Below are 19,547 nucleotides of genomic sequence, written 5' to 3' on the forward strand. Positions count from 1 at the left end.
GCAGTGAAACGATGCATCGCCGATGGTAGTGTGGGGTTTCCCCATGTGAGAGTAGGTCATCGTCAAGATTAAATTCCGAAACCCCAATTGCGAAAGCAGTTGGGGTTTTGTTTTGGGCGGTCGAAAAACTCGAAAATGCTTGGTCGGTTGTCTAGTTGAGTTTGCTCTATCGCCTGTTATGTTGCTTTCTATGCAATGGCTCTGCGCATGGCTATCATGCGTGCCTCATTGTGAGGCGAGACCTGCATGCTGACGTTGTTAAAACTTCTGAAAGATGGCCGATTCCACTCGGGTGAAGCGCTAGGTGCGGCCCTGGGTGTCAGTCGTAGTGCTGTGTGGAAACAGCTCCAGCATCTGGAGGTTGAGCTGGACCTGACGATTCATAAGGTCAGGGGGAAAGGCTATCAATTGGCATCCCCGCTGGTTCTATTGAGTGCTGACGAGATCGCCTTGAAGTCGCCGGTCTGTGCGGGTTCGGTTTTCATCTCGGATACCATCGACTCCACGAATGCCGAAGCTTTGCGTCTAATCGATGCGGGGCAGGCGGCGCCGTTCCTGGTTCTGTCGGAGCAGCAAACTGCAGGCAGGGGGCGTCGAGGGCGTAAGTGGGTCAGTCCGTTTGCACAGAATGTTTATTACAGCCTTGTACTTCGTATCGATGGTGGTTTGCGACAGCTCGAAGGTTTGAGTCTTGTGGTGGGCTTGGCGGTAATGCAAACCCTGCGCGACCTGGGTGTTCAGGGTTCGGGTTTGAAATGGCCGAATGATGTTCTTGTTGGGTCAAAAAAGATTGCGGGCATCCTTCTTGAGTTGGTAGGCGATCCTGCTGATGTGTGCCATGTAGTGCTCGGTATTGGTATCAATGCCAACATGCAAAGCGCCGCAGAAGTTGATCAGCAGTGGACATCGATACAGCTCGAAACGGGTCGCAGGGTAGATCGAAATCATCTGGTCGCTCACCTGGGTCAGGCATTGCAGGCTTATCTCGAGCGTCATAGAGATTCCGGCTTCTCGGTGATCCGCGAGGAGTGGGAGCGGAGTCATCTATGGCAGGGCAGGGCGGTGTCATTGATCGCCGGTGTTAACCAAGTAGACGGGGTTGTGCTAGGTATTGACGGTCAGGGCGCGCTGCGTCTCGAAGTGGATGGTGTTGAGAAAATATACAGTGGCGGTGAGTTAAGCCTGAGGTTGCGTGATGATTCTTGAGCTCGACTGTGGGAATAGCTTCATCAAATGGCGAGTTCTGGAGGCGAACCAGGCGGTCGTTTTCGCTGAAGGCGTTGTGGATTCCGATGTGGCGTTGTTGGGTGGCCTCCATTCATTGGCTGGTCTTTCACTGCAACACTGTAGGTTGGTGAGCGTGCGCGCCCAGGAGGAGACGAATCGTCTGGTCGGCGTGTTGGTTGCCGCTTTTGGTGTCTCTATAAGCTGTGCTGCGCCGTCGCGTGAGATGGCGGGTGTGCGCAATGGATATGAGGAATATGCCCGTCTGGGGCTGGATCGTTGGTTAGCAATGCTGGGAGGCTTCCGCCTGGCCTCTGGAGCATGTTTGGTGCTGGATTTTGGTACGGCGGCCACTGCTGATTTCATTACGGCGGATGGCGAGCATCTTGGGGGATTTATCTGTCCTGGCATGCCGCTGATGCGCAATCAGCTGCGAACCCACACCCGTAAAATACGTTATGACGATGTTGCGGCTGAGCGTGCGCTGGAAAGCCTGGTGCCTGGACGTACGACTGCACAAGCCGTAGAGCGTGGTTGTACGCTCATGCTTCGCGGCTTCGCTGAGTCGCAACTGGAGCTGGCCCAGAGTTACTGGGGCGAAGACTTCTCAATATTCCTTACGGGTGGTGATGCTGAGTTAGTCGCCGATGCTCTGCCAGGCGCTCGGTTCGTTCCGGACCTGGTATTTGTTGGTCTGGCGATGGCATGCCCTTTGTCTTGAGGTTTCTATGCGTTGGTTGTTTCTGTTGTTGCTGGTTCTCAATGTCTTTTATTACATCTGGCACCAGCAAGAGGCCCCGTTGCGTGCGAAGGATGTAACGCCCCTGGCGCTGTATCGGGGCTCTCAGCAGGATATTCAATTGCTGAGTGAGTCAGCGGACGCAATGCCCCGTCGTGATCGGCCCAGGGCGCCAGAAGCGCCGGCCGGTTGCTTGTATATAGGCGGCTTTGCCAGTCAGGAGCAGGCGCAGTTCCTCGAGCAGCGCCTGACCAGTCTGGATATCAAGGTCAAGATCCAGTCATTGGCTGGTGCAGGTGTGCCCGCTTTTTGGTTGCGTGTGGCACCTGAAAGTCGCCGCTTGGCTGACGATCTGCCGTTTGAAAGCCTTGTTAATGAATTCAATGAGTTAAAACATAAAATAATGCCGTGCGAAGGCATTGCAAGTGTCGAATAGTTTGCATAGAATGGCGCCCGCTCCACAGCGATGACCTACTTGGGAAATTGGTGTGAAGCGATCGTCACGCAGCTAACCTCATATTTTTAATGAGAAAATGCTTGACAGAAGGTCGGCGTAATGTAAAATGCCGGCTCGCTTAGGAGGGGTTCCCGAGCGGCCAAAGGGATCAGACTGTAAATCTGACGTCTACGACTTCGAAGGTTCGAATCCTTCCCCCTCCACCATTTTTAGCGTGAGCTGCAAGCTCCGCGGGTATAGTTTAGTGGTAGAACCTCAGCCTTCCAAGCTGATGATGCGGGTTCGATTCCCGCTACCCGCTCCAAGTTTGCAGGTTGTGCAAGGTGTTTTGCTCTTGTAGCTCAGTTGGTAGAGCACACCCTTGGTAAGGGTGAGGTCAGCGGTTCAAATCCGCTCAAGAGCTCCATATAACAAGGCAGATATGAAAATATCTGCCTTTGTTTTAACAGCTGTCTCGGCTTGATTCTTTTTTGCCTGGTGTTATCGGGTTGTTTCAAGTCTCTTGGGGTTGGTTGTTGTAAAGTCTTTTTCAGGCCTGCATAATGGTCGGCCTGATTTTGTTTTAGGTCAGTAGCTCAATTGGCAGAGCGACGGTCTCCAAAACCGTAGGTTGGGGGTTCGATTCCCTCCTGACCTGCCAGATTCACGTGGTGTATCTGGCTTTCTTTTCACAGGATCTTCATAGATGACTCCTAAGGCTGAAGCTCAAAGCTCTCGTTTCGATCTGGTTAAGTGGCTCGCTGTCGTCGCTTTGGTGGTCGTAGGCGTTGTTGGCAATCAGTATTATTCTGCTTCGCCGATCCTGTACCGCGTACTCGTATTGCTCGCTCTCGCTGCTGCGGCTGTCTTCATCGGTCTGCAGACTGTAAAGGGTAAGTCTTTCGCCGTACTGGTTAAGGAAGCTCGCACCGAAATACGTAAAGTCGTTTGGCCGACTCGCCAAGAAACCACGCAGACCACGCTGATTGTTGTGGCTGTTGTTTTGGTTATGGCGTTGCTGTTGTGGGGGCTTGATTCCCTGCTCGGCTGGCTTGTTTCCTTGATTGTTGGCTAAGGGTGTCCCGTGGCTAAGCGTTGGTACGTTGTGCATGCTTACTCGGGTTACGAGAAGCATGTCATGCGCTCTTTGCTAGAGCGCGTAAAGCTGGCAGGCATGGAAGATGGCTTCGGCGAAATTCTGGTTCCCACTGAAGAAGTGGTTGAAATGCGTAATGGCCAGAAGCGCAAAAGCGAACGCAAGTTCTTCCCTGGCTACGTGCTGGTACAGATGGACATGAATGAGGGTACTTGGCACTTGGTCAAGGATACCCCTCGCGTCATGGGCTTCATTGGCGGTACCGCCGATAAGCCTGCGCCGATCACTGACAAGGAAGCGGAAGCGATTCTGCGCCGTGTTGCTGACGGTAGCGACAAGCCGAAGCCGAAGACGTTGTTCGAGCCGGGCGAGGTTGTTCGTGTCACTGATGGTCCGTTTGCTGATTTCAACGGCACTGTCGAAGAAGTTAACTACGAAAAGAGCCGGATCCAAGTGGCGGTGCTCATTTTCGGTCGCTCTACCCCGGTAGAGTTGGAGTTCAGTCAGGTCGAAAAGGTCTAGCTGACAAAGCATCCCAACCCCGCAGCCTTAGGCTGTGGGGTTTTGTCGTCACTGGGATAAACGCGCAAGTAACCGGGGAGCCTTTCGAGGCGCTTGAACCCGTAATTGGAGTGCCTCATGGCCAAGAAGATTACCGCTTACATCAAGCTGCAAGTGAAGGCCGCACAGGCCAACCCTAGCCCACCCGTCGGTCCAGCTCTGGGTCAGCACGGCGTGAACATCATGGAATTCTGCAAGGCCTTCAACGCCCGTACTCAGGGTATTGAGCCAGGTCTGCCGACTCCAGTGATCATCACTGTATACAGCGACCGTAGCTTCACCTTCGAAACCAAGTCGACCCCGGCTTCGGTTTTGTTGAAGAAAGCTGCAGGTCTGACTAGCGGTTCCGCTCGTCCGAACACCGTTAAGGTTGGCACCGTAACTCGTGCTCAGCTGGAAGAAATCGCGAAAACCAAAAACGCGGATCTGACTGCAGCTGATATGGATGCAGCCGTGCGTACCATCGCCGGTTCTGCTCGTAGCATGGGCCTTAACGTGGAGGGTGTGTAATGGCTAAGCTGACCAAGCGCCAAAAGGCTATCGCCGGCAAAATCGAAGCGGGCAAGTCCTACAATTTTGTAGACGCTGCTGCTCTGCTGACCGAGCTGTCGACTGTCAAGTTCAGCGAGTCCGTTGACGTTGCTGTAAACCTGGGTGTTGACCCACGTAAATCCGACCAGGTCGTTCGTAGCGCTACTGTGCTGCCACACGGTACTGGCAAGACTGTACGTGTTGCTGTCTTCACCCAAGGCCCGGCAGCTGAAGCTGCTCTGGCCGCTGGCGCCGATCGCGTTGGCATGGACGACCTGGCTGCCGAAATGAAAGGCGGCGACCTGAACTATGACGTAGTTATTGCCTCCCCGGATGCAATGCGCGTTGTAGGTCAGTTGGGTCAGATCCTGGGTCCACGTGGTCTGATGCCTAACCCGAAAGTCGGTACCGTAACTCCAGACGTAGCTACCGCGGTTAAAAACGCCAAGGCTGGCCAGGTTCGTTATCGCACTGACAAAAACGGCATCATTCACACCTCCGTTGGCAAGGTCGGCTTCGACGCCGTCAAGCTGAAGGAAAACGTTGAAGCCCTGATCGCTGATCTGAAGCGTATCAAGCCAGCTTCCTCGAAAGGTATCTACGTCAAGCGCGTTACCCTGAGCACCACTATGGGCCCAGGTCTGGTCATCGACCAAGGCTCGCTGGACGTATAAGACACAAGCTGGCGCGAGAGATCGCGCCAGTTGAAAAAATTGGGGTCCCTGCCTGGCGGGGGCTATCCAAGACCGTAGGCGACGCAAGTCTTAAACCATCAAGCCTACGCAGATGGTGCTCCCGGTTCCTTACCGAATCAGACACCAAAACGACATCCGGCCTAGGCCAGATGAAACGGTAACAAGCAGGAGTTAAACCCGTGGCAATTAATCTCGAAGACAAGAAGGCCATCGTCGCTGAAGTCAACGAGGCTGCCAAAGCTGCTCTGTCCGCTGTCGTGGCTGATGCCCGTGGTGTGACAGTAGGCGCTATGACCGGACTCCGTAAAGAGGCTCGTGAAGCTGGCGTATACGTACGTGTTGTACGTAACACCCTGCTCAAGCGCGCTGTTGCTGACACTGAATACAGTGTCCTCAACGACGTGTTCACCGGCCCGACTCTGATCGCGTTCTCCAAGGATCATCCAGGCGCTGCTGCCCGTTTGTTCAAGGAATTCGCCAAGAGTCAGGATAAGTTCGAGATCAAGGCAGCTGCGTTCGAGGGCAAGTTCCTCGCAGCTAACCAAATCGACGTACTGGCAACACTGCCGACCCGTAACGAAGCTATTTCGCAGCTGATGAGCGTGATTCAAGGCGCTACCAGCAAGCTGGCTCGTACTCTGGCCGCAGTTCGCGAGCAAAAAGAAGCTGCAGCAGCCTAAGGCTGAGCAACTTCTCTCGCGTTTTTTTGTTTATTTCGATGGCCGCGTAGGCCGTCCCCCAATTCAGGAAATACAGCAATGTCTATCTCCCAAGACGATATCCTCAACGCCGTAGCTGAAATGTCGGTTCTGCAGGTTGTTGAGCTGATCAAAGCTTTCGAAGAAAAATTCGGCGTTTCCGCTGCCGCTGCTTCCGCTGGCCCAGCTGTTGCTGCTGTTGCTGCTGAAGAGCAAACCGAATTCAACGTCATGCTGCTGGAAGCTGGCGAGAAGAAAGTAAACGTGATCAAGGCAGTACGTGAACTGACCGGTCTGGGCCTGAAAGAAGCCAAGGCTGTAGTTGACGGCGCTCCTGCCCAGGTTCTGGAAGCAGTGTCGAAAGACGCCGCTGACAAAGCCAAAGCAGTACTGGAAGAAGCAGGCGCTAAAGTCGAGCTGAAGTAAGCATCGACCTTGCGTTTCCAGCCCAAGCGTTAAGCTGAAGGCTGATGGCTGGTGGCTCTTGCCACCGGCCTTTTTCCGTTCTTGGCTGTCGACTCGGTCGCCGCCACTAACGCGCTGTAGCCACCCGATGCGGTGGTGCAAACCATGGGGTTTGCAAGATTTTCTGGCTGCTCCCGTCGGGAGGGCCAAACAAGCAGGTGACCAAGCTGGGGAACGCTGATGGCTTACTCATATACTGAGAAAAAACGTATCCGCAAGGACTTTAGCAAGTTGCCGGACGTCATGGATGTCCCGTACCTTCTGGCTATCCAGCTGGATTCGTATCGTGAATTCTTGCAGGCGGGAGCGACCAAAGATCAGTTCCGCGACGTGGGCCTGCATGCGGCCTTCAAATCCGTTTTCCCGATCATCAGCTACTCCGGCAATGCTGCGCTGGAGTACGTCGGTTATCGCCTGGGCGAACCGGCATTTGATGTCAAAGAATGCGTGTTGCGCGGTGTTACGTACGCCGTACCTTTGCGGGTAAAAGTTCGTCTGATCATTTTCGACAAAGAATCGTCGAACAAAGCGATCAAGGACATCAAAGAGCAAGAAGTCTACATGGGCGAAATCCCATTGATGACTGAGAACGGTACCTTCGTTATCAACGGTACCGAGCGTGTAATCGTTTCCCAGCTGCACCGTTCCCCGGGCGTGTTCTTCGACCACGATCGCGGCAAGACGCACAGCTCCGGCAAGCTCCTGTACTCCGCGCGGATCATTCCGTACCGTGGTTCGTGGTTGGACTTCGAGTTCGACCCTAAAGACTGCGTGTTCGTGCGTATCGACCGTCGTCGCAAGCTGCCGGCCTCGGTACTGCTGCGCGCGCTCGGCTACACCACCGAGCAGGTGCTGGACGCTTTCTACACCACCAACGTATTCAGCCTGAAGGATGAAACCCTCAGCCTGGAGCTGATTGCTTCGCGTCTGCGTGGTGAAATTGCCGTCCTGGATATCCAGGATGAGAAGGGCAAGGTCATTGTTGAGGCTGGCCGTCGTATTACTGCGCGCCACATCAACCAGATCGAAAAAGCCGGTATCAAGTCGCTGGACGTGCCTCTGGACTACGTCCTGGGTCGCACTACCGCCAAGGTTATCGTTCACCCGGCGACAGGCGAGATCCTGGCTGAGTGCAACACCGAGCTGAACACCGAGATCCTGGCAAAAATCGCCAAGGCCCAGGTTGTTCGCATCGAGACCCTGTACACCAACGATATCGACTGTGGTCCGTTCGTCTCCGACACCCTGAAGATCGACTCCACCAGCAACCAATTGGAAGCGCTGGTCGAGATCTATCGCATGATGCGTCCTGGCGAGCCACCAACCAAAGACGCTGCCGAAACCCTGTTCAACAACCTGTTCTTCAGCCCTGAGCGCTATGACCTGTCTGCGGTCGGCCGGATGAAGTTCAACCGTCGTATCGGTCGTACCGAGATCGAAGGTTCGGGCGTGCTGTGCAAGGAAGACATCGTTGCGGTCCTGAAGACTCTGGTCGACATCCGTAACGGCAAAGGCATCGTCGATGACATCGACCACCTGGGTAACCGTCGTGTTCGCTGCGTAGGCGAAATGGCCGAGAACCAGTTCCGCGTTGGCCTGGTGCGTGTTGAGCGTGCGGTCAAAGAGCGTCTGTCGATGGCCGAAAGCGAAGGCCTGATGCCGCAAGACCTGATCAACGCCAAGCCAGTGGCTGCGGCGGTGAAAGAGTTCTTCGGTTCCAGCCAGCTTTCGCAGTTCATGGACCAGAACAACCCGCTCTCCGAGATCACCCACAAGCGCCGTGTTTCTGCACTGGGCCCGGGCGGTCTGACCCGTGAGCGTGCAGGCTTTGAAGTTCGTGACGTTCACCCGACGCACTACGGTCGTGTTTGCCCGATCGAAACGCCGGAAGGTCCGAACATCGGTCTGATCAACTCCCTGGCTGCCTATGCGCGCACCAACCAGTACGGCTTCCTCGAAAGCCCGTATCGTGTGGTGAAAGACGCCCTGGTCACCGACGAGATCGTTTTCCTGTCCGCCATCGAAGAAGCTGATCACGTGATCGCTCAGGCTTCGGCCACGATGAACGACAAGAAAGTCCTGATCGACGAGCTGGTAGCTGTTCGTCACTTGAACGAGTTCACCGTCAAGGCGCCAGAAGACGTCACCTTGATGGACGTATCGCCCAAGCAGGTAGTTTCTGTTGCGGCGTCGCTGATCCCGTTCCTGGAACACGATGACGCCAACCGTGCGTTGATGGGTTCCAACATGCAGCGTCAAGCTGTACCGACCCTGCGCGCTGACAAGCCGCTGGTGGGTACCGGCATGGAGCGCAACGTAGCCCGTGACTCCGGCGTTTGCGTCGTGGCTCGTCGTGGCGGCGTGATCGACTCTGTTGATGCCAGCCGTATCGTGGTTCGTGTTGCCGATGACGAAGTTGAAACTGGCGAAGCCGGTGTCGACATCTACAACCTGACCAAATACACCCGCTCGAACCAGAACACCTGCATCAACCAGCGCCCGCTGGTGAGCAAGGGTGATCGCGTTCAGCGTAGCGACATCATGGCCGACGGTCCTTCCACCGATATGGGTGAGTTGGCTCTGGGTCAGAACATGCGCATCGCGTTCATGGCGTGGAACGGCTTCAACTTCGAAGACTCCATCTGCCTGTCCGAGCGTGTGGTTCAAGAAGATCGCTTCACCACGATCCACATCCAGGAACTGACCTGCGTGGCGCGTGACACCAAGCTTGGGCCTGAGGAAATCACTGCAGACATCCCGAACGTGGGTGAAGCTGCTCTGAACAAGCTGGACGAAGCCGGTATCGTTTACGTAGGTGCTGAAGTTGGCGCTGGCGACATCCTGGTCGGCAAGGTCACTCCGAAAGGCGAGACTCAACTGACTCCGGAAGAGAAGCTGCTGCGTGCCATCTTCGGTGAAAAAGCCAGCGACGTTAAAGACACCTCCCTGCGCGTACCTACTGGTACCAAGGGTACTGTCATCGACGTACAGGTCTTCACCCGTGACGGCGTTGAGCGTGATGCTCGTGCACTGTCCATCGAGAAGACCCAGCTCGACGAGATCCGCAAGGACCTGAACGAAGAGTTCCGTATCGTCGAAGGCGCGACCTTCGAGCGTCTGCGTTCCGCCCTGGTAGGCCACAAGGCCGAAGGCGGCGCAGGTCTGAAGAAAGGTCAGGACATCACCGACGAAATCCTCGACGGTCTTGAGCACGGCCAGTGGTTCAAACTGCGCATGGCTGAAGACGCTCTGAACGAGCAGCTCGAGAAGGCCCAGGCCTACATCGTTGATCGCCGCCGTCTGCTGGACGACAAGTTCGAAGACAAGAAGCGCAAACTGCAGCAGGGCGATGACCTGGCTCCAGGCGTGCTGAAAATCGTCAAGGTTTACCTGGCAATCCGTCGTCGCATCCAGCCGGGCGACAAGATGGCCGGTCGTCACGGTAACAAAGGTGTGGTCTCGGTGATCATGCCGGTTGAAGACATGCCGCACGATGCCAATGGCACCCCGGTCGACGTTGTCCTCAACCCGTTGGGCGTACCTTCGCGTATGAACGTTGGTCAGATCCTTGAAACCCACCTGGGCCTCGCGGCCAAAGGTCTGGGCGAGAAGATCAACCGTATGATCGAAGAGCAGCGCAAGGTCGCAGACCTGCGTAAGTTCCTGCACGAGATCTACAACGAGATCGGCGGCCGCAAAGAAGAGCTGGACACTTTCTCCGACCAGGAAATCCTGGATCTGGCGAAGAACCTGCGCGGCGGCGTTCCAATGGCTACCCCGGTGTTCGACGGTGCCAAGGAAAGCGAAATCAAGGCCATGCTGAAACTGGCAGACCTGCCAGAAAGCGGCCAGATGCAGCTGTTCGACGGCCGTACCGGCAACAAGTTCGAGCGCCCGGTTACTGTTGGCTACATGTACATGCTGAAGCTGAACCACTTGGTAGACGACAAGATGCACGCTCGTTCTACCGGTTCTTACAGCCTGGTTACCCAGCAGCCGCTGGGTGGTAAGGCTCAGTTCGGTGGTCAGCGTTTCGGGGAGATGGAGGTCTGGGCACTGGAAGCATACGGTGCTGCATACACTCTGCAAGAAATGCTCACAGTGAAGTCGGACGATGTGAACGGTCGTACCAAGATGTACAAAAACATCGTGGACGGCGATCACCGTATGGAGCCGGGCATGCCCGAGTCCTTCAACGTGTTGATCAAAGAAATTCGTTCCCTCGGCATCGATATCGATCTGGAAACCGAATAACACGTGACGCGAATCGAGAGCGGGGCTGTTTAGCCCGCTCTCTGCTCCGCCAGGAGGAAAGGCCTTGAAAGACCTACTGAATTTGCTGAAAAACCAGGGTCAAGTCGAAGAGTTCGACGCCATCCGTATTGGATTGGCATCGCCTGAGATGATCCGTTCGTGGTCGTTCGGTGAAGTTAAAAAGCCGGAAACCATCAACTACCGTACGTTCAAACCTGAGCGTGACGGCCTGTTCTGCGCCAAGATCTTTGGCCCGGTAAAGGATTACGAGTGCCTGTGCGGTAAGTACAAGCGCTTGAAGCACCGTGGTGTGATCTGCGAGAAGTGCGGCGTTGAAGTTGCGCTGGCCAAGGTTCGTCGTGAGCGTATGGCGCACATCGAGCTGGCTTCGCCGGTTGCCCACATCTGGTTCCTGAAATCGCTGCCGTCCCGTATCGGCTTGCTGATGGACATGACCCTGCGTGATATCGAACGCGTTCTCTACTTCGAGAGCTATGTCGTTATCGATCCAGGCATGACCACCCTTGAAAAGGGTCAGTTGCTCAACGACGAGCAGTACTTCGAAGCGCTGGAAGAGTTCGGCGACGATTTCGATGCCCGCATGGGTGCTGAAGCTGTCCGCGAACTGCTGCACGCTATCGACCTGGAACACGAGATTGGCCGCCTGCGTGAAGAAATTCCGCAAACCAACTCCGAAACCAAGATCAAGAAACTGTCCAAGCGTCTGAAGTTGATGGAAGCCTTCCAGGGTTCCGGCAACCTGCCAGAGTGGATGGTGCTGACCGTTCTGCCGGTTCTGCCGCCAGACCTGCGTCCGCTGGTACCGCTGGACGGTGGTCGTTTCGCGACGTCCGACCTCAACGACCTGTACCGCCGCGTGATCAACCGTAACAACCGCTTGAAGCGCCTGCTTGATCTGTCCGCTCCGGACATCATCGTGCGCAACGAAAAGCGTATGTTGCAAGAAGCGGTCGATGCCCTGCTCGACAACGGCCGTCGTGGCCGCGCTATTACCGGTTCCAACAAGCGTCCTCTGAAATCCTTGGCTGACATGATCAAGGGTAAGCAAGGTCGTTTCCGTCAGAACTTGCTCGGTAAGCGTGTTGACTACTCCGGTCGTTCGGTAATTACCGTAGGCCCGACCCTGCGTCTGCACCAGTGCGGTCTGCCTAAGAAGATGGCTCTTGAGCTGTTCAAGCCGTTCATCTTCGGCAAGCTGGAAATGCGCGGTCTCGCGACCACCATCAAAGCGGCCAAGAAAATGGTCGAGCGCGAACTGCCAGAGGTTTGGGACGTTCTCGCTGAAGTGATTCGCGAACACCCGGTCCTCCTCAACCGTGCACCGACCCTTCACCGTCTGGGTATCCAGGCGTTTGAACCGGTACTGATCGAAGGTAAGGCTATCCAGCTGCACCCTCTGGTCTGTGCTGCGTACAACGCCGACTTCGACGGCGACCAAATGGCCGTGCACGTACCGCTGACACTGGAAGCCCAGTTGGAAGCGCGTGCGTTGATGATGTCGACCAACAACATCCTGTCGCCAGCCAACGGTGAGCCAATCATCGTTCCGTCGCAGGACGTTGTATTGGGTCTGTACTACATGACCCGTGAAGCGATCAACGCCAAGGGCGAAGGTCGTGTGTTCGCTGACCTGCAAGAAGTTGACCGTGTGTTCCGTGCTGGCGAAGCCGCACTGCACGCCAAGGTCAAGGTGCGCATCCACGAAACGGTCAACGACCGTGACGGCGGCAGCGTGAGCAACACCCGGATCGTCGACACCACTGTCGGCCGTGCGCTGTTGTACCAGGTTGTGCCAAAAGGTCTGTCTTACGACGTCGTCAACCTGCCGATGAAGAAAAAGGCGATCTCCAAGCTGATCAACCAATGCTACCGCGTGGTTGGTCTGAAAGAGACCGTGATCTTCGCTGACCAGTTGATGTACACCGGTTTTGCTTATTCGACCATTTCCGGCGTTTCCATCGGTGTTAACGACTTCGTTATCCCGGATGAAAAAGCCCGCATCATCAGTGCTGCCACTGATGAAGTGAAAGAGATCGAGAGCCAGTACGCCTCCGGCCTGGTAACCCAGGGCGAGAAGTACAACAAAGTGATCGACCTTTGGTCCAAGGCCAACGACGAAGTTTCCAAGGCGATGATGGCCAACCTCTCGAAAGAGAAAGTCATCGACCGTCATGGCGTCGAAGTCGATCAAGAGTCTTTCAACTCGATGTACATGATGGCCGACTCGGGCGCACGGGGTTCTGCTGCGCAGATCCGTCAGCTCGCCGGTATGCGTGGCCTGATGGCCAAGCCGGACGGCTCCATCATCGAAACGCCGATTACTGCGAACTTCCGTGAAGGTTTGAGCGTACTTCAGTACTTCATCTCTACTCACGGTGCTCGTAAAGGTCTGGCGGATACCGCGTTGAAAACCGCTAACTCCGGTTACCTGACTCGTCGTCTGGTAGACGTTGCACAAGATCTGGTTGTAACCGAGATCGATTGCGGCACCGAGCACGGCCTGCTGATGACTCCGCACATTGAAGGCGGTGACGTTGTAGAGCCGCTGGGTGAGCGCGTATTGGGTCGTGTTATCGCCCGTGATGTGTTCAAGCCAGGTACCGAGGAAATCATCGTTCCTGCCGGCACCCTGGTGGATGAGAAGTGGGTCGAGTTCATCGAACTCAACAGCATCGACGAAGTGATTGTTCGCTCGCCGATCAGCTGCGAAACCCGCTACGGTATCTGCGCCAAGTGCTACGGCCGTGACTTGGCTCGTGGTCACCAGGTGAACATCGGTGAAGCGGTCGGCGTTATCGCTGCCCAGTCCATCGGTGAGCCGGGTACCCAGCTGACCATGCGTACGTTCCACATCGGTGGTGCGGCAAGCCGGACCTCCGCAGCTGACAGCGTTCAGGTGAAGAATGGCGGTACTGTCCGTCTGCACAACCTCAAACACGTTGAGCGAGTGGATGGCCACCTGGTTGCTGTGTCCCGTTCCGGTGAGCTGGCGATCGCTGATGACTTCGGTCGTGAGCGTGAGCGTTACAAGCTGCCGTACGGTGCTGTGATTTCGGTTAAAGAAGGTGACAAGGTCGACGCTGGCGCAATCGTGGCCAAGTGGGATCCGCACACTCACCCAATCGTTACCGAAATGAAAGGTACCGTGACCTACGTGGGCATGGAAGAAGGCATCACGATCAAGCGTCAGACTGACGAATTGACCGGTATGACCAACATTGAAGTCCTCGACGCCAAAGATCGTCCAGCTGCCGGTAAAGACATCCGTCCTGCCGTGAAGATGGTCGATGACAACGGCAAGGATCTGTTGCTGCCAGGCACTGACGTTATCGCTCAGTACTTCCTGCCAGCCAACGCCCTGGTCGGTGTGGCGGATGGTGCGAAGATCGCGATCGGTGATGTTATCGCGCGTATCCCGCAAGAAACTTCGAAGACCCGTGACATCACCGGTGGTCTGCCGCGTGTTGCCGACTTGTTCGAAGCTCGTCGTCCGAAAGAAGCGTCGATCCTGGCTGAAGTCAGCGGCACCATCGCGTTCGGTAAAGAGACCAAGGGCAAGCGCCGTCTGGTCATTACCCCGAACGACGGTAGCGATCCGTATGAAGAGCTGATTCCGAAGTGGCGTCACCTGAACGTCTTCGAAGGCGAACAGGTAAACCGCGGCGAAGTTATCTCCGACGGCCCGAGCGATCCACACGACATCCTGCGTCTGCTGGGTGTGAGTGCGCTGGCCAAGTACATCGTTAACGAGATCCAGGACGTTTACCGTCTGCAAGGCGTGAAGATCAACGATAAGCACATCGAGACCATCCTGCGTCAGATGCTGCGTAAAGTTGAAATCGCTGAATCCGGCGATTCGAGTTTCATCAAGGGCGACCAGATGGAACTGACTCACGTACTGGTAGAAAACGAGCGTCTGGCAACCGAAGAGAAATTTGTTTCCAAGTTCACTCGCGTGTTGCTGGGTATCACCAAGGCGTCGCTGTCCACCGAATCGTTCATCTCGGCGGCCTCCTTCCAGGAGACCACTCGCGTACTGACCGAAGCGGCGGTAACCGGCAAGCGCGATTACCTGCGCGGCCTGAAAGAAAACGTGGTTGTGGGTCGTCTGATCCCGGCCGGTACCGGCTTGGCCTACCACAGCGAGCGCAAGCGTCGCCGTGAACTCGACAAGCCGCTGCGCGTAAGCGCCAGTGAAGTGGAAGCTGCACTGACCGAAGCGCTGAACTCTAGCGGTAACTGAGTTCTGCGATAAATGAGTCCGGGCCCTGGCAGCCCCGTTCGTCGGAACAAGACAGTTTTGTCGGGTTTCGATGGAGGGGGAGGTCGGGGCCTTGCCTTGACTGGGGGCAAGATCCTCTTTAGACTCTTGTACCCCTAAATTTGGCGGGAATTCGTTCCTGCCATTTTGCTTTTCTTGCAAGACAATAGCGTCGCAAGACAACAGTGGAGCTAGTAGATGGCAACTATCAACCAGCTGGTACGTCAGCCGCGTAAGCGTATCGTCGAGAAATCCGACGTACCTGCGCTGCAGAACTGCCCGCAACGTCGTGGCGTATGCACTCGCGTGTATACCACTACGCCGAAAAAACCTAACTCGGCACTGCGTAAAGTATGCCGTGTGCGCCTGACCAACGGTTTCGAGGTTTCCTCGTACATCGGCGGTGAAGGCCACAACCTGCAAGAGCACAGCGTGGTACTGATCCGCGGCGGTCGTGTAAAAGACTTGCCAGGTGTTCGTTACCACACCGTACGCGGCTCCTTGGATACTTCCGGCGTTAAAGGTCGTAACCAGGGTCGTTCGAAGTACGGTACCAAGAAGCCTAAGTAGTAGCGGCTTTTTGTAAACTGAATCATCTTATTTTCTGAGTCGATAAGAGTAAGGTCGGAGGCGTCCCGCAAGGGCACCGATTCCGAACGAACCTGAAGACCGTTTGAGGGCTTATCCATGCCAAGAAGACGCGTAGCAGCCAAGCGCGAAGTGCTTGACGATCCAAAATACGGAAGCCAAATCCTGGCCAAGTTCATGAACCACGTGATGGAAAGCGGCAAGAAAGCCGTTGCCGAGCGTATCGTTTATGGCGCGCTGGAAAAGGTTAAAGAGCGCAAGAACAGCGACCCCCTGGAAATCTTCGAGAAAGCTCTCGACGCCATCGCTCCGCTGGTCGAAGTGAAGTCGCGCCGTGTAGGCGGTGCTACTTACCAGGTTCCGGTCGAAGTTCGCCCGTCCCGTCGTAACGCCCTGGCAATGCGCTGGTTGGTAGACTTCGCCCGTAAGCGCGGCGAGAAGTCTATGGCTCTGCGTTTGGCCGGCGAGCTGTTGGACGCTGCTGAAGGTAAAGGTGCTGCTGTTAAGAAGCGTGAAGACGTGCACCGTATGGCTGAAGCTAACAAAGCTTTCTCGCACTACCGCTTCTAATCTTAGCTTCACTAATTTTGCGAGGGCTTTATGGCTCGTACTACTCCGATTAGCCGCTACCGTAACATCGGTATCGTTGCTCACGTGGATGCTGGTAAAACCACCACCACCGAGCGCGTACTGTTTTACACCGGCAAAAGTCACAAAATGGGCGAGGTGCATGATGGCGCCGCGACCACAGACTGGATGGTTCAGGAGCAGGAGCGTGGTATTACCATTACTTCTGCTGCTATTACCGCCTTCTGGAAAGGTTCTGCCAAGCAGTACAAGGACGAGCACCGCTTCAACGTAATCGATACCCCGGGCCACGTTGACTTCACTATTGAAGTTGAGCGTTCCCTGCGTGTACTCGACGGCGCCGTCGTTGTGTTCTGCGGTACTTCGGGTGTTGAGCCTCAGTCGGAAACCGTATGGCGTCAAGCCAACAAGTACGGTGTTCCACGTCTTGTTTACGTAAACAAGATGGACCGTGCTGGTGCCAACTTCCTGCGCGTGATCGGTCAGATCAAGCAGCGTCTGGGTCACACTCCGGTGCCAATCCAATTGGCTATCGGTTCCGAAGACAACTTCCAGGGTCAGATCGATCTGATCACCATGGAAGCGGTCTACTGGAATGACGCCGACAAAGGCATGGTTCCTGTTCGCAAGCCTATCCCTGCAGAACTGCAGGAACTGGCTGACGAGTGGCGCAACAACCTGGTTGAGGCTGCTGCCGAAGCCAGCGAAGAGCTGATGAACAAGTACCTCGAAGGTGAAGAACTCACCAACGTGGAAATCAAGGCTGCTCTGCGTCAGCGTACTATCGCTGGTGAGATCGTCTTGGCTGTTTGCGGTTCTTCCTTCAAGAACAAGGGTGTTCCCCTGGTTCTCGACGCCGTTATCGACTACCTGCCTGCTCCAACCGACATTCCTGCTATCAAGGGTACTAACCCTGATAACGAGGAAGAAGAGATGGAGCGTCACGCTGACGACAGCGAACCGTTCTCGGCTCTGGCGTTCAAGATCGCTACCGACCCATTCGTGGGTACCCTGACTTTCGTCCGCGTTTACTCGGGCGTGTTGGCCTCCGGCGACGGCGTGATCAACTCGGTCAAGGGCAAGAAAGAGCGTGTGGGTCGTATGGTGCAAATGCACGCAAACGCCCGCGAAGAGATCAAGGAAGTGCGCGCTGGTGACATCGCGGCCCTGATCGGCATGAAGGACGTCACCACTGGTGAAACTTTGTGCGACGCTGCTAAGCCAATCATCCTGGTTCGCATGGACTTCCCGGAGCCGGTTATCTCGGTTGCCGTAGAGCCTAAGACCAAGGATGACCAGGAAAAAATGGGTATCGCTCTGGGCAAGCTTGCTCAGGAAGATCCATCTTTCCGCGTCAAGACTGATGAAGAGACTGGTCAAACGATCATCTCCGGCATGGGCGAGCTGCACCTGGACATCCTGGTTGACCGGATGCGCCGTGAGTTCAACGTCGAAGCCAACATCGGTAAGCCTCAGGTTTCCTATCGTGAGCGCATCACGAAGAACTGTGAAATCGAAGGCAAGTTCGTTCGTCAGTCCGGCGGTCGTGGTCAGTTCGGTCACTGCTGGATCCGTTTTGCTCCTGCTGACGAAGGTCAGGAAGGTCTGCAATTCGTGAACGAAGTAGTAGGTGGTGTGGTTCCTAAGGAATACATCCCTGCTATCCAGAAGGGCATCGAAGAGCAGATGAAGAACGGTGTTGTTGCCGGCTATCCGCTGATCGGCCTGAAAGCAACCGTTTTTGACGGTTCTTACCACGACGTCGACTCCAACGAGATGGCGTTTAAGGTGGCTGCTTCCATGGCAACCAAGCAACTGGCCCAGAAGGGCGGTGGTGAGTTGCTTGAGCCAATCATGGCGGTAGAAGTTGTTACACCTGAAGACTATATGGGTGATGTCATGGGCGACCTTAACCGTCGTCGCGGCATGATCTTGGGTATGGAAGACACGGTTTCCGGCAAAGTGATTCGCGCCGAGGTTCCGTTGGGTGAGATGTTCGGTTATGCGACCGACGTTCGCTCCATGTCCCAGGGTCGCGCAAGCTACTCTATGGAATTCAAAAAATACAACACAGCTCCGGCGCACATCGCTGAAACTGTATCCAAAAAACAAGGCTGATTCAGTCCTTTAGGCAAGGAGTTAATTGTCGTGGCTAAAGAAAAATTTGATCGTTCCCTACCGCACGTCAACGTTGGCACTATCGGTCACGTTGACCATGGTAAAACCACTCTGACTGCTGCTCTGACTCGCGTTTGCTCCGAAGTATTCGGTTCCGCAATCGTTGATTTCGATAAAATCGACAGCGCACCAGAAGAAAAAGCTCGTGGTATCACCATCAACACCGCGCACGTTGAATACAACTCGCTGATCCGTCACTACGCTCACGTTGACTGCCCAGGTCACGCCGACTATGTGAAGAACATGATCACCGGTGCTGCCCAGATGGACGGCGCAATCTTGGTTTGCTCGGCCGCTGATGGTCCGATGCCACAAACCCGTGAGCACATCCTGCTGTCCCGTCAGGTAGGCGTTCCGTACATCGTGGTTTACCTGAACAAGGCAGACCTGGTAGACGACGCTGAGCTGCTGGAACTGGTTGAGATGGAAGTGCGCGATCTGCTGAGCACTTACGACTTCCCAGGCGACGACACTCCGATCATCATCGGTTCTGCTCGTATGGCTCTGGAAGGTAAAGACGATAACGAAATGGGCACCACGTCCGTTCGTAAACTGGTTGAGACTCTGGACAGCTACATCCCAGATCCAGTTCGTGTTATCGACAAGCCGTTCCTGATGCCAATCGAAGACGTATTCTCGATCTCCGGTCGCGGTACTGTTGTAACTGGTCGTATCGAGCGCGGTATCGTCAAGGTTCAAGATCCACTGGAAATCGTTGGTCTGCGTGACACTACCGTCACCACCTGCACCGGTGTTGAAATGTTCCGTAAGCTGCTCGACGAAGGTCGTGCTGGCGAGAACTGCGGCGTTCTGCTGCGCGGTACCAAGCGTGACGACGTTGAGCGTGGCCAGGTTCTGGTCAAGCCAGGTTCGGTTAAGCCGCACACCAAGTTCGAAGCTGAAGTGTACGTGCTGAGCAAAGAAGAAGGCGGTCGTCACACTCCGTTCTTCAAAGGCTACCGTCCACAGTTCTACTTCCGTACTACTGACGTGACTGGTAACTGCGAACTGCCGGAAGGCGTTGAAATGGTAATGCCAGGCGACAACATCAAAATGGTTGTCACCCTGATCAAAACCATCGCAATGGAAGACGGTCTGCGTTTCGCAATCCGTGAAGGCGGCCGTACCGTTGGTGCTGGCGTTGTAGCTAAAATCATCGAGTAAGCATCTCTTCTGAGATAGCTTCGATGCTTTGAAAAGCCCCCGCTCAGC

The 19,547-nt window shown here is 55.3% G+C and carries 15 protein-coding genes and 4 tRNA genes; all 19 read left to right on the forward strand.

Going from position 1 to position 19,547, the window contains the following annotated elements:
• Window positions 1-246 precede the first annotated feature (246 nt).
• The 19 genes from birA (at window position 247) to tuf (ending at window position 19,499) form a co-directional block, all read left to right on the forward strand.
• A complete protein-coding gene (gene birA, locus HBO11_RS08815; RefSeq protein WP_169951384.1) occupies window positions 247-1,206 on the forward strand; it encodes a bifunctional biotin--[acetyl-CoA-carboxylase] ligase/biotin operon repressor BirA in 960 nt (319 codons plus the stop codon).
• Window positions 1,196-1,945, forward strand: coding sequence for a pantothenate kinase (locus HBO11_RS08820; protein WP_169951382.1), 750 nt, complete (start codon window positions 1,196-1,198; stop codon window positions 1,943-1,945). Before birA ends, HBO11_RS08820 begins: the two co-directional genes overlap by 11 nt.
• 7 nt (window positions 1,946-1,952) lie before the next feature.
• Window positions 1,953-2,399: a hypothetical protein gene (locus HBO11_RS08825; RefSeq protein ID WP_169951380.1), complete on the forward strand. Its 447-nt coding sequence runs from the start codon at window positions 1,953-1,955 to the stop codon at window positions 2,397-2,399.
• A 142-nt stretch (window positions 2,400-2,541) separates the two neighbouring features.
• Window positions 2,542-2,626 (forward strand) — tRNA-Tyr (locus HBO11_RS08830).
• 24 nt (window positions 2,627-2,650) lie between these two features.
• Window positions 2,651-2,724, forward strand: a tRNA-Gly gene (locus tag HBO11_RS08835).
• A 26-nt stretch (window positions 2,725-2,750) separates the two neighbouring features.
• A tRNA-Thr gene (locus HBO11_RS08840) sits at window positions 2,751-2,826 on the forward strand.
• 158 nt (window positions 2,827-2,984) lie between these two features.
• A tRNA-Trp gene (locus HBO11_RS08845) sits at window positions 2,985-3,060 on the forward strand.
• A gap of 45 nt (window positions 3,061-3,105) precedes the next feature.
• A complete protein-coding gene (secE, locus tag HBO11_RS08850; RefSeq protein WP_076964128.1) occupies window positions 3,106-3,474 on the forward strand; it encodes a preprotein translocase subunit SecE in 369 nt (122 codons plus the stop codon).
• Between the two features lie 9 nt (window positions 3,475-3,483).
• Complete coding sequence (nusG, locus tag HBO11_RS08855; RefSeq protein WP_003176436.1) at window positions 3,484-4,017, forward strand: transcription termination/antitermination protein NusG; 534 nt, start codon at window positions 3,484-3,486, stop codon at window positions 4,015-4,017.
• Between the two features lie 117 nt (window positions 4,018-4,134).
• The gene (gene rplK, locus HBO11_RS08860; protein WP_003210097.1) at window positions 4,135-4,566 is read left to right on the forward strand and encodes a 50S ribosomal protein L11; all 432 of its coding nucleotides are present in this window, start codon (window positions 4,135-4,137) and stop codon (window positions 4,564-4,566) included.
• Window positions 4,566-5,261: a 50S ribosomal protein L1 gene (rplA, locus tag HBO11_RS08865; RefSeq protein WP_003176434.1), complete on the forward strand. Its 696-nt coding sequence runs from the start codon at window positions 4,566-4,568 to the stop codon at window positions 5,259-5,261. Before rplK ends, rplA begins: the two co-directional genes overlap by 1 nt.
• A 200-nt stretch (window positions 5,262-5,461) precedes the next feature.
• On the forward strand, window positions 5,462-5,962 hold the full coding sequence (rplJ, locus tag HBO11_RS08870; protein ID WP_003176433.1) for a 50S ribosomal protein L10: 501 nt from the start codon (window positions 5,462-5,464) through the stop codon (window positions 5,960-5,962).
• A 78-nt stretch (window positions 5,963-6,040) separates the two neighbouring features.
• Window positions 6,041-6,406: a 50S ribosomal protein L7/L12 gene (gene rplL / locus HBO11_RS08875; RefSeq protein ID WP_003210093.1), complete on the forward strand. Its 366-nt coding sequence runs from the start codon at window positions 6,041-6,043 to the stop codon at window positions 6,404-6,406.
• A 219-nt stretch (window positions 6,407-6,625) separates the two neighbouring features.
• Entirely contained in the window at window positions 6,626-10,699 is a 4,074-nt protein-coding gene (gene rpoB, locus HBO11_RS08880; RefSeq protein ID WP_029299252.1) for a DNA-directed RNA polymerase subunit beta, read from the forward strand.
• A gap of 64 nt (window positions 10,700-10,763) precedes the next feature.
• Window positions 10,764-14,963, forward strand: a complete 4,200-nt coding sequence (gene rpoC / locus HBO11_RS08885) for a DNA-directed RNA polymerase subunit beta' (protein ID WP_169951377.1) — start codon at window positions 10,764-10,766, stop codon at window positions 14,961-14,963.
• A gap of 216 nt (window positions 14,964-15,179) precedes the next feature.
• Window positions 15,180-15,551: a 30S ribosomal protein S12 gene (gene rpsL, locus HBO11_RS08890; protein WP_002555494.1), complete on the forward strand. Its 372-nt coding sequence runs from the start codon at window positions 15,180-15,182 to the stop codon at window positions 15,549-15,551.
• Window positions 15,552-15,668: 117 nt separating this feature from the next.
• Entirely contained in the window at window positions 15,669-16,139 is a 471-nt protein-coding gene (gene rpsG, locus HBO11_RS08895; RefSeq protein ID WP_002555493.1) for a 30S ribosomal protein S7, read from the forward strand.
• Window positions 16,140-16,169: 30 nt separating this feature from the next.
• The gene (gene fusA, locus HBO11_RS08900) at window positions 16,170-18,275 is read left to right on the forward strand and encodes an elongation factor G (protein ID WP_029299268.1); all 2,106 of its coding nucleotides are present in this window, start codon (window positions 16,170-16,172) and stop codon (window positions 18,273-18,275) included.
• Window positions 18,276-18,305: 30 nt separating this feature from the next.
• The gene (tuf, locus tag HBO11_RS08905; protein ID WP_003176426.1) at window positions 18,306-19,499 is read left to right on the forward strand and encodes an elongation factor Tu; all 1,194 of its coding nucleotides are present in this window, start codon (window positions 18,306-18,308) and stop codon (window positions 19,497-19,499) included.
• Window positions 19,500-19,547 lie beyond the last annotated feature (48 nt).

It is taken from the genome of Pseudomonas sp. WS 5010, from assembly GCF_012985565.1.
In the GTDB taxonomy this organism is placed as follows: domain Bacteria; phylum Pseudomonadota; class Gammaproteobacteria; order Pseudomonadales; family Pseudomonadaceae; genus Aquipseudomonas.

Bases quoted from the DNA above. Each gene is read 5' to 3' on its own strand.
- birA (WP_169951384.1), top strand. From the start codon at position 247: ATGCTGACGTTGTTAAAACTTCTGAAAGATGGCCGATTCCACTCGGGT.
- HBO11_RS08820 (WP_169951382.1), top strand. From the start codon at position 1,196: ATGATTCTTGAGCTCGACTGTGGGAATAGCTTCATCAAATGGCGAGTT.
- HBO11_RS08825 (WP_169951380.1), top strand. From the start codon at position 1,953: ATGCGTTGGTTGTTTCTGTTGTTGCTGGTTCTCAATGTCTTTTATTAC.
- secE (WP_076964128.1), top strand. From the start codon at position 3,106: ATGACTCCTAAGGCTGAAGCTCAAAGCTCTCGTTTCGATCTGGTTAAG.
- rplK (WP_003210097.1), top strand. From the start codon at position 4,135: ATGGCCAAGAAGATTACCGCTTACATCAAGCTGCAAGTGAAGGCCGCA.
- rplA (WP_003176434.1), top strand. From the start codon at position 4,566: ATGGCTAAGCTGACCAAGCGCCAAAAGGCTATCGCCGGCAAAATCGAA.
- rplL (WP_003210093.1), top strand. From the start codon at position 6,041: ATGTCTATCTCCCAAGACGATATCCTCAACGCCGTAGCTGAAATGTCG.
- rpoB (WP_029299252.1), top strand. From the start codon at position 6,626: ATGGCTTACTCATATACTGAGAAAAAACGTATCCGCAAGGACTTTAGC.
- rpsL (WP_002555494.1), top strand. From the start codon at position 15,180: ATGGCAACTATCAACCAGCTGGTACGTCAGCCGCGTAAGCGTATCGTC.
- rpsG (WP_002555493.1), top strand. From the start codon at position 15,669: ATGCCAAGAAGACGCGTAGCAGCCAAGCGCGAAGTGCTTGACGATCCA.
- fusA (WP_029299268.1), top strand. From the start codon at position 16,170: ATGGCTCGTACTACTCCGATTAGCCGCTACCGTAACATCGGTATCGTT.